The 5,915-nt window shown below is 70.4% G+C and carries 5 protein-coding genes; 1 reads left to right on the top strand and 4 read right to left on the bottom strand.

Going from position 1 to position 5,915, the window contains the following annotated elements:
• Positions 1-259 precede the first annotated feature (259 nt).
• Both Q8O26_RS10675 and Q8O26_RS10670 read right to left on the bottom strand, forming a co-directional pair.
• Entirely contained in the window at positions 260-1,612 is a 1,353-nt protein-coding gene (locus Q8O26_RS10675; RefSeq protein WP_305575499.1) for an MATE family efflux transporter, read from the bottom strand.
• Positions 1,613-1,652: 40 nt separating this feature from the next.
• Entirely contained in the window at positions 1,653-2,102 is a 450-nt protein-coding gene (locus Q8O26_RS10670) for a MarR family winged helix-turn-helix transcriptional regulator (RefSeq protein WP_305575498.1), read from the bottom strand.
• A 114-nt stretch (positions 2,103-2,216) separates the two neighbouring features.
• Between Q8O26_RS10670 and Q8O26_RS10665 the strand changes: the two genes are divergently transcribed.
• Positions 2,217-3,659: a hypothetical protein gene (locus Q8O26_RS10665; protein WP_305575497.1), complete on the top strand. Its 1,443-nt coding sequence runs from the start codon at positions 2,217-2,219 to the stop codon at positions 3,657-3,659.
• A 12-nt stretch (positions 3,660-3,671) separates the two neighbouring features.
• On the opposite strand, the gene tolB is transcribed toward Q8O26_RS10665, so the two are convergent.
• Entirely contained in the window at positions 3,672-4,991 is a 1,320-nt protein-coding gene (tolB, locus tag Q8O26_RS10660) for a Tol-Pal system beta propeller repeat protein TolB (RefSeq protein WP_305575496.1), read from the bottom strand.
• An 82-nt stretch (positions 4,992-5,073) separates the two neighbouring features.
• On the bottom strand, positions 5,074-5,915 hold an 842-nt coding region (locus tag Q8O26_RS10655; RefSeq protein WP_305575495.1), incomplete at its 5' end, for a hypothetical protein.

Here is a 5,915-nt window from a genome sequence, read left to right as displayed (position 1 = left end):
TTGATGCTCTTTTTTGCAATTGGTCGGGCGGTGAGGCCTTAACGCCTCGCCGCCCGACCAATCGCCGGGATGGTCAACCATCCGTTAATGGAAGCTGGCCGCCGACACCGCACACCGGAACCGGCAGCGACATCTCTCCCGCATCGCGGCGGAGCGTGACGAGACTGTGGCAGGCGGGTGGCGCTGGCGAGAAGCTTGCCCCGCCACGACAGGCGCCCGGTGCCTGTGACAGAATTGCCACATCGCGCGGATCCGGGGCTCAACGGCCCCAGCGGGTCGACCAGATCGCCGCCATGGTGACGAGGCCGTAGACGACCATAGCGAAGCCGACGAGCGCGAACATGGTCCAGGCCGGCTGACCCGTCGAGGCCAGCCACCACCCACCGACCGCGATCACCGCGAGCCGCGCCGTTCCCGCCATCATCGGCCCGAAGACGCGGCCGGCCCCCTGCGCCGCGAAATAGAGGCAGAGACCGAGACCGTAGAATCCGAAGCCAGGGCCGGCCCACACGAGATAGGAGCTGGCCGCGGCGATCACGGCGGGATCGCTCGTGAACAACCGGGCCCAGGCCTCCGGCATCAGCCAGGCGGCAAGGCCGACGGCTCCGGTGATCGCGAAGGCCATGGCACCGCCGGTCCAGGCGGCGCGACGGGCACGCGGTGCATTGCCCGCCCCGATCGCCATCCCGACCATCGGCACCAACGAGACGCCGACGGCGAAGGTCACCGGGATCAGCAGGAATTCCAGCCGCGAGCCGATGCCGTAGCCGGCCAGCGCCTCCTCGCCGAACTCCGCCACCAGGCGGGTGAGGATGAGCACTGTCAGGACCGACTGGAACGACGAGAGCATCGCCACCGTGCCGACCCTGAGGATGTCGGCGGCATGGTCGAAGCGCACCGGCAGGCCCGAAAGCGGCAGCACGAAGCGCCCCTTGCCCGATCGCAGGTAGCGCAGGAGCCACAGCGCGCCGAGGCCGTAGGCTAGCACCTGGCCCAGCCCGACGCCGACCATGCCGAGCCGCGGCAGCGGACCCAGGCCGAGGCCGAGGCCACCGCCGACCGCGATCTGGATGGCCGCGACGGCGAGGAGGGTAGACGAGGGCACCGCCATGTTGCCCATGCCGCGCACCACGGAGGCCAGAAGGTTGCACAGCCAGACGGCGAGGATCCCGGCGAAAATGACGTTGGAATAGACCAGCGCCTCCTCCAGCGCGGCGCCGCGTCCGCCGAGCAGGCGGTAGAGCGCCGGGCCGATCGCCAGGAACAGCGCGCTCATGCCGAGCCCGCCGGCGAGCGCGATCAGCACCGTATGGAAGGCGAGGGAACGGGCGCGGGCGATGTCCCCTGCCCCCAATGCCCGGCTGACCGCCGAGGACACGCCGCCGCCCATGGCGCCGGCCGACATCATCTGCTGCAGCATCACCATGGGAAAGACGAGGGCCATGCCGGCGAGGGCCGCCGTGCCGAGAAGGCCCACATAGGCGGTCTCGGCGATAGCGACGGCGGCGGTCGCCACCATCGCCAACATGTTGGGCGTCGACAGCCTGAGGATCGTGGCGACGATGGGCGCGGTGAGGATCGGATTGCCGGCCGGCGCGGGTGTGACTGTCATAAGGCCGGTCCTGCTGGGTTGGAGACGGCGGGATCGCGGCTCACGGCGGCGACAGCCGGACGAGCGCCTCGTCGAGACGTAAAACCAGCATCTTGCTGGCGTCCTCCCCGAGGGCACGGCTGACCTCGTGCTGTGCCGCCGCCCATCCCGGCAACGCGACCTGAAAGGCGACGAGGCCGGCTTCCGTCAGCGCCAGGCGGCGCGTCCGCCGATCCCGCGCATCGGGCGTAAGGACGACGAGGCCGCGCTGCCGCAGCGGCCGCACGCTGCGGGTGAGGGTTGTCGGGTCCATCACAATCCGCTCGGCGAGTTCGCCGATGGACGGCGACCCGCCGATGCGGATCTGCGCGAGCACACCGAACTGGCTGATGGTGAGACCATAGGGCTCGAGATGCCGGTCGTAGATCTGCGACACCCGCCTCGCCGTGCGGCGGACGCGGGAACAGATGCAGGGCAGGTTCATTGCCGGGAACTGCGCCGGAAGGCTCATGCAGGGATGTTACCTGCATATGCAGGCAAGTCCAGAGCCGCCACAGAACCCCTTGCATGGGCCTTGGCCGCGCGCCTAGGGTACCCCGCAGGCACGGTCCGGAGGACCCCGGTCATGAGGCGCTTCTCCCGCATGTCCGTACTTGTCGGGTTTATCGCGATGGCCGGGCCGGCTGTCGCCGCTGATCCGCGCACCTGCCGCTTCACGCCCGACATCGTCGCCGCCGCCGACGCCCTGCTCGTCGATCCGAAGAGCGAGCGTCGCTTCTGGCGTGACCGCTTCAGCGACGACGCCGCCTATCTCCTGATCCGTTACGGCGAACTCACGCCGGGCGCTGCCCTCGGCCTGGTCGACGCCCTCGGGGCCCGGCCGAAACCGCCACAGCGCATCGCGGAACTGCGCCTGTCTCTCCTGCCGCCTGCGGAGCGCAGGACCGCCTATGCAGCCTCCGCCCAGCCCGCCCTTCGGACGCTCACCGATCTGTCGGTGTTGCGCGCCTTTGTCGTCGACGGCGACGAGGACTGGCTCTTCGCCGACATCTTGCGCCGTGCCGCGGAGCCTTCGGCCCAGCCGCAGGCGATGCAGCAGTTGCAGGTCGCCCTCGCCCGCGCCCTGTCAGACCTCGACCACGGTACCCGGATCCGCGTCGCCGCCCGCGCCGAGGCCCATGGCCTCTGGCGCCTCGCACTCGACCTGACCGCAATCGGTGGCGATATAGACGCCTGGCTCGCGACGCTGCGCCGGTCCCCGCATTCTCCCGCCGATCCGCAGGCTCTCGCCGACCTTTTCGCTCCGGTCTGGCGCGGCAGCCTCATGCCCGGCATGACGCGGCCCCAACGCGATGCGCTCCCGGCGGAACTGCAGACCGCCGTTGCTTTCATCGACAGGGGGCGCCCGCAGACAGCCGGAGATTTCGCCACGGTTCTCGAACTGATCGGCCTCGCCCCCGGTGCCATGATCCTCGCCACCGCGGTCAACCAGACCGGCGAGCATCGTCTCGGCGCCGAAGTGGCCGCCCCGCTGGTCACGGGCATCCGCGAGCGGCGGATCGATCCCGCCGCCGACATGGACCGGATCCGCGCCGTCATACTTGCCGGAACAGTCCGCATCCTCGGCATCGATCGGACGCGCGTGCTCTTCTCGTCTTTCCCGGGGCCAACCGAAACGGTCGTTGGCGAGACCGCGCTCGCAACGCTCGAACGCGCTCTCGTCCGCAATTCCCTGGCCGGCTTCGCGCGGGGCGACGAGCCGGCGCCGTCCCGTCCCCCGCTCCTGTCGTCGTCTTTCGACTGGTCGGGCTGGCGCAATGCGGCGGAGGCCATCCGCAAGGGGGAACCGGCATCCGAGAGCTATCGCGGTGTCGAGGCGGAACTGCTGCATGTGATCGGACGCAACGCGGCGGCGATCAATGTCCTGAGGGCCATGGGCACCGGTGACGAGGCGCGCCAGCGGGTCCATACCCTGCTCGTGGCGCTCGACCAGATGTGTGGCGGCGTCCTGTGGCCGCAGGCGCCGCTCGGCCAGCCGCTCTATCGCTTCCCGCCGCGGCCGCGCTGAGGTTCAGCGGGCTCAGCGAAGCGTCGGGCTCCAGGCCGGGTCGGAGGCGAAGCTCGGGGTCGGCACGACGACCTCGGAGCGCGCGAAGATGTCGGCCTGGAACAGCCGCGGACCGGCGCCCTGCTCGCGGAAGAACATCACGAACAGGCCGTTGGGCGAGAAGGTCGGCCCCTCGTTGTGGAAACCCGAGGTGATGATGCGCTCGCCCGAGCCGTCCGGCTTGATGACGCCGATGGCGAACTGGCCGCCACCCTGCCGGGTGAAGGCGATGAAGTCGCCGCGCGGCGACCAGACCGGGGTGGAATAGCGGCCCTGACCGAAGGAGATGCGGTTGGCCGCCCCGCCGCCGGCGCTCATCACATAGAGCTGCTGGCCACCACCGCGGTCGCTTTCGAAGACGATCTGGCTGCCGTCCGGGGAATAGGAGGGCGAGGTGTCGATGGCCGCGCCGTCGGTCAGGCGCACGGCCGCGCGCGAACGCAGGTCGAGCGAATAGAGCGAGGATCCCGAGCCCTGCTGCAGCGACAGGGCGATGCGCTGCCCGTCCGGCGAGAAGCGCGGCGAGAAGGTCATGCCGGGGAAGTTGCCGACCTGCTCGCGCTGGCCCGTCTCGATGTTGAGGAGATAGACCCGCGGCTCGCCGCCGGTATAGGCCATGTAGGTGATGTCCTGGCTGGACGGCGAGAAGCGCGGCGTCAGCACCAGATCGCCGCCGCGGGTCAGATAGCGCACATTGGCGCCGTCCTGATCCATGATGGCGAGGCGCTTCTGGCGCCGCTCTTTCGGGCCGGTTTCGTCGACGAAGACGATGCGGGTGTCGAAATGGCCCTTCTCGCCGGTGACGCGCTCGAAAATTTGGTCGGAGACCAGATGGGCGATGCGCCGCCAGTTGGCCTCCTGGGTGGCGAACTGCTGGCCGTGGAGCTGGCCGCCCTGGGCGACGTCCCACAGGCGGAACTCGACGCGCGAGCGCCCGTCGGCGCCGCGGCCGGCACGACCGGTGACGATCGCCGCCGCCCCGAGCTGGCGGAACTGGGCGAAGTTCGGCGGCTGATCGGGGTCGAGCGTCGCATTGCCGTAGGCCTGCTTCTCGATGATGCGGAAGAAGCCCGAGCGCCGCAGGTTGTTCTCGATCACGCCGGAAATGTTGCGGCCCATGTCGCCCTCGCCGCCGAGGTTCGGCACGACGATGGGGAAGGGCTGCACCTGGCCACGCCGGATGTCGATGACCGGCGGCGCACCCTGCGCCAGCGACCAGGGCGAGAACAGGCTCGTCCCGGCGATGGCCGTGCCGGCGGAGAGGATGGTGCGGCGGTTCAGAAGCAGGGTCATGATCAGGTCTCTCGAGGCCTTCAGATGGCGCTAGCAGGGCGGTTCGTCGAGAGCATGACGACAACCCGGCGCGACTCGTCCGTCAGCGCATCATTTCCTTTGGATCGAAATTGAGGACGACTTCGCGCCACGTATCGTAGCGCTCACGCGGCAGGCGCACGCCGCCTTCCGCAGAGCAGCGCATGACGGCGCGCACGGCGGAATTGGCCAGCACCTGAAAACTGGAATCGCCGCGCGGGTTCTGCACCTCGGGGCGCGCGGTGACGGTCCCGTCGGGATTGAAGGAGACGCGCAGCCGCACCGCGGGGCTGTTGCCTTCGCGCGCGGCGATCGGAATTTCCCAGCAGCGCTCGGCCCAGGCGCGGATCGCGTCGATCTCCCGGCCGGAGATGCGCGAGGCCGCACCCGTCGCGGTGCCGAGCGAGGCCGTACGGGCGGGCGCGGTGGCGCCCGTCGCCTCGGTACGCGAGGCCTGCCGACGGTCGTTCTCCTGGGTCTGGCTGGTGGCGAGCCGGGCGGCGATGGAATTGGCGTCGAACTGGCGCGCGTTGGCCTGTTCCACGCGCTGGCGCTCGGCCCGCTCGCGGGCCTCCCGCTGCTGGCGTTCGCGGGCTTCGCGGGCGACGCGTTCACGCTCCTGGCGCTCGCGGGCTTCACGCTGCTCGCGTTCGCGCTGTTCCTGCTGGCGGCGCGCCTGCTCCTGACGCGCCTGCTCCTGACGCTGCTGCTCTTGCCGGCGCTGGTCCTCCTCGCGCTTCCGCTGGGCCTGGAGCTCGGCCTCCTTGGCGGCGGGATCTTCCTGCTGTTCAGCAACGGCGGCGGGTGCAGGCGGCGTCGGCCGCGGCATCGGCTGCGGCGGCACGGGCATGGGGGGCTGGACGGCGGCAAGCTGGGCGGCGCGCGGCGGCGCAGCGGCCTCCTCCG

Origin of the sequence: Phreatobacter sp. (genome assembly GCF_030691135.1) — a bacterium.
GTDB lineage: Bacteria > Pseudomonadota > Alphaproteobacteria > Rhizobiales > Phreatobacteraceae > Phreatobacter.
Note: the sequence above shows the minus strand (reverse complement) of the source record. Positions and strands in the feature narration are given on the sequence as shown.

Excerpts from the sequence above, each read along its gene's own strand:
- Q8O26_RS10665 (WP_305575497.1), top strand. The coding sequence starts at position 2,217 with ATGAGGCGCTTCTCCCGCATGTCCGTACTTGTCGGGTTTATCGCGATG.
- tolB (WP_305575496.1), bottom strand. The coding sequence starts at position 4,991 with ATGACCCTGCTTCTGAACCGCCGCACCATCCTCTCCGCCGGCACGGCC.
- Q8O26_RS10675 (WP_305575499.1), bottom strand. The coding sequence starts at position 1,612 with ATGACAGTCACACCCGCGCCGGCCGGCAATCCGATCCTCACCGCGCCC.
- Q8O26_RS10670 (WP_305575498.1), bottom strand. The coding sequence starts at position 2,102 with ATGAGCCTTCCGGCGCAGTTCCCGGCAATGAACCTGCCCTGCATCTGT.